The sequence below is a fragment of the Bacillus sp. AFS001701 genome, from assembly GCF_002559405.1.
GTDB lineage: Bacteria > Bacillota > Bacilli > Bacillales > Bacillaceae_G > Gottfriedia.
In genome coordinates this window covers 1-4,135 of record NZ_NTZO01000457.1, presented here as the reverse complement: position 1 = coordinate 4,135, position 4,135 = coordinate 1, and the positions used below count along the sequence as shown (strand labels likewise).

Genomic DNA, 4,135 nt, shown 5'->3' with positions numbered 1-4,135 from the left:
ATTCTATATAGCATAATTACATATTATATTTGAATAAACTCACCTCTTGATAAATGAAATAAGTAAGTTTTTTTAAGAAACCATTTAAAACCATCGTTACCCATTAAACTTTTATTTTGACTTTAATCATTTTCAACAAAAAGTTTAAGCAAAAGATTCAACCCATTCTATTAAAAAACTCTAATAAATAATTGCTATTACGATATAGGTAATATGTCTTTAAACCATTTATTTTTTATTTAGTAGTATTGAATTAATTATAAAAATTATTAAAAAAGTAGGTAAAATGAGTATTTGCAAATTTAAAGACAATTCTGTAAAATAAAGTAAATAGGTATCCAATTGTTTAAAATGATGGAATTACTACTAGCGTCTCCATAATTTATAATAACCATTTTTGCTTAAATTATCCTTTGTTTCATCTTTTAGAATAAATTATTAAAAAATCAATCGTTTTTACATTACTAAGTATTTAGCATAGCACTACAATTATATATTTAGTACGGACATTCGATATATTTTGACATTTTTTTATTATGACATATTTACTAATTAAAACGTTTTTATTTTTTAAAATGAAAATAAAAAAGTTTACCCAATAAAGGATAAACTCTTTTTAAACATTCTATTCTAAGAAATCTTTTAGACGTTTGCTTCGGCTTGGATGACGTAATTTACGTAGCGCTTTTGCTTCGATTTGACGAATACGCTCACGTGTAACTCCGAATACTTTACCAACTTCTTCTAAAGTACGAGTGCGCCCATCATCTAAACCAAAACGCAGGCGTAAAACATTTTCTTCACGATCTGTTAATGTATCAAGAACATCTTCTAATTGTTCTTTTAGCATTTCATAAGCTGCATGCTCAGCAGGTGAAGTTGCTTCAGAGTCTTCAATGAAATCACCTAAGTGTGAATCATCTTCTTCACCAATTGGTGTTTCTAATGAAACTGGTTCTTGAGCAATTTTAAGGATTTCTCTAACTTTTTCTGGTGGTAAATCCATTTCTTCACCAATTTCTTCAGGAGATGGCTCGCGACCTAGATCTTGAAGCAATTGACGTTGAACACGAATTAATTTGTTAATTGTTTCCACCATGTGAACTGGAATACGGATTGTTCTTGCTTGGTCTGCAATTGCACGAGTAATCGCTTGACGAATCCACCAAGTCGCATATGTACTAAATTTATAACCTTTACGATAATCAAACTTTTCAACGGCTTTGATTAATCCCATATTACCTTCTTGAATAAGGTCTAAGAACAGCATACCGCGTCCTACATAACGTTTTGCAATACTTACTACTAAACGTAAGTTCGCTTCTGCTAGGCGTCGTTTTGCTTCTTCATCGCCTTCTTCAATACGTTTTGCTAAATTGATTTCATCTTGTCCAGAAAGTAAATCAACTCGGCCAATCTCTTTTAGGTACATACGTACTGGATCATTAATTTTTACTCCAGGAGGAACACTTAAATCATTTAAGTCAAATTCTTCTTCCTTCTCTAATTGAGTACCTCTAGGTTCATCATCAGCGTCACCAACAATATCAATACCTTGTTCACCTAGTTGCTCATAAAATTCTTCAAGTTGATCTGAATCAATTTCAAATCCGTTTAAACGATCTGCAATTTCTTCATATGTAATTACACCACGTTTTTTACCATTTTCAATTAATAATGCTTTTACTTGATCAAGTGTTACTTCTGTTTCCGTATCTTTAGAACGAGCCGATTTATCAGCCATCTGTTCCCCTCCTTCGAAAAGTTCGCGAATCATTTAACATATTTCATACTAGATCTTAGCTGTGTGATTTGTTGGAGAATCGTTGCAGCTTTTACAAAATCTCCTTCACGTTCAGCTTTTTTCAGATCTATTTCTTTTTCACGTATACGTTGTTGTTTATCATAGTTGTTTAATGCATCTAAATAATCCTTTAACTCTCGCTCTGTTAGTTCAGGTGCTATCTGTAAATTGACAATTTTTGAAACTACTTCAAGTAACCTTTTTGAAGGAAGGTAATTCATAAATTTACTAATATTAGACTCATTGCCCTCTTCATAATAAGCATAAAGATGGATTATAATCTCGGAATAATCATTATTGTAGAATAGACCCTGATATTGCTGTCTTACTTTTTCAGCCACGTCACTGCTATTTAACATATGAGCTAACAGTAATTGTTCAGCTCTAACATGTGCAGGAAGAAGTGTCTTTGTAGTAATATCGCGTTTGATATCAGTTTTTACTTCTGTTACATTAGATATACGATTTGCCTGATTACTATATTGTCCAAATTCCTTCTTAAGTACTTCAATCGAGATAGAAAACTCTTTTGAGAGTTGATTTAAGTAATAATCTTGTTCGATCAGTTGACTTAGTTTAGCAATTTCTTGTAGCATTTCTTTTATATACTGAAATTTAACAGTTTCATCTAAAAGATTTTTTCCTTTTCGATGATATTGCATTTTAAAACTCATTAATGATACACTAGCTTCAATAATAGAGGTATTAAATTTTTCTGGACCAAATTGTCTTATATATTCATCAGGATCTAAGCCATCAGGCATTTGTGCAACTTTAATTGTAAATCCTTCCTTTTGAAGAACTTTCGTTGCTTTTTCAGTTGCGTTAATACCAGCCTGATCTGAATCATAGCAAATAATAATTTGATCAACAGATGTTTTCAAGACTTTCGCTTGATCCTCTGTTAATGAAGTTCCCATGGTTGCAACTGCATCATGGACACCAGCTCTAAACGCAGAAATGACATCTGCAAAACCTTCCATCAAGATTGCCCGATTTTGCTTTCGCATGACATTCTTTGCTTGGTAAAATTGATATAATAACTTTCCTTTATGGAAAATTGAAGATTCAGGACTATTTAAATATTTTGGTGACCCTTCACCCATTATTCTTCCACTGAATGCAACAATTTTTCCTTGATGGTTATGAATTGGAAAAATTAATCGATTTCGAAATCGATCATAGTAATTACCATCACGTTCACTTCGAACAACTAGACCAGCTTTCTCCATGATTGGCATTGGATAGCCACGTTTTTCTAACACCTTAGTAACAGCATCCCAAGAATCTAAAGCAACCCCAAGCTCAAAATGCTTTATTTCCTCTCTAGAAATTCCTCTGTTAAGTAGGTATTCTAATGCCTGTTTACCTTCTGTTGTGTTAACTAATAGATGATGATAGTACTTTTTGACAAACTCATGAGCTTCAAGCATAATGCCTTGCTCAGTAGCTTGTGGATTCTTGACTGTGTCAACTGTATCTGTAGGTAAAGTGATATTTGTCTTTTTTGCAAGCTGATGGACAGATTCTTGAAAGTTAAGTCCTTCAAGCTGCATAATGAAAGAAATCGCATTTCCTCCAGCACCGCATCCAAAACAATGAAAAATTTGTTTTTCAGGAGACACAGAAAAAGATGGTGTGCTTTCTCCATGAAAAGGACAAAGTCCAAAATAATTTCTTCCTTGTTTTTTCAGAGGAACATACTCACTTACTACATCAACTATGTCAACTGACTGACGAACCTGCTCGACAAGTTCATCGGGAATTCTGTTTCCCATACTGACAGCTCCATATACTATTTTATTCGATAAAACTCACTGTATTCCTTCATGATTCGACAAAAATATTTCCATATATTTTAATTTAAGTTAATTCACTTTATTAAATCATATATGAATTAATAATTATCTAAAAAAGAAGTGCTAAACAGTAGTTCATAAGCATTGCATTCAACTGCTAGTTCTGGTTTTCATTAACCCACTTATTTATCGCTTATGATTAATTTCTACACGTCTTTTGTAATTCCTTCAAAACATGTATCGATTTATGTAGTTTTATTTCCATCTTTCAATAAACTAGGAAGCACATATTCATAGTTTATTCGTAAGTATAAAAAGTTAAACCTATTAATTAGTTCATTTCATACAATTTTTTATTATAATCTATTTTAATTAAGAAATCTAGCAATAAGCACTAAAGAATTTTAACTTTTACATACGATCCTCATTTAACTAAATTCCTATTTAAAAAAGATGAAAACACATTAGATTACTCTAATGTGTCAGTAAAAAGATCGATCATCATTTTTAATTTCAAAAAAATTATCTAATC

Annotated in this window: 2 protein-coding genes; both read right to left on the bottom strand. The window is 31.6% G+C overall.

The features are described 5' to 3' along the window. Nucleotides 1-625: 625 nt before the first annotated feature. The gene (gene rpoD / locus CN514_RS21085; RefSeq protein ID WP_069034168.1) at nt 626-1,744 is read right to left on the bottom strand and encodes an RNA polymerase sigma factor RpoD; all 1,119 of its coding nucleotides are present in this window, start codon (nt 1,742-1,744) and stop codon (nt 626-628) included. A 29-nt stretch (nt 1,745-1,773) separates the two neighbouring features. Continuing rightward, nucleotides 1,774-3,582: a DNA primase gene (gene dnaG, locus CN514_RS21080; protein ID WP_098234267.1), complete on the bottom strand. Its 1,809-nt coding sequence runs from the start codon at nt 3,580-3,582 to the stop codon at nt 1,774-1,776. Nucleotides 3,583-4,135 lie beyond the last annotated feature (553 nt).

What these genes read in the sequence shown, in the direction of transcription:
- rpoD (WP_069034168.1), bottom strand. Translation starts at nt 1,744, where the DNA reads ATGGCTGATAAATCGGCTCGTTCTAAAGATACGGAAACAGAAGTAACA.
- dnaG (WP_098234267.1), bottom strand. Translation starts at nt 3,582, where the DNA reads ATGGGAAACAGAATTCCCGATGAACTTGTCGAGCAGGTTCGTCAGTCA.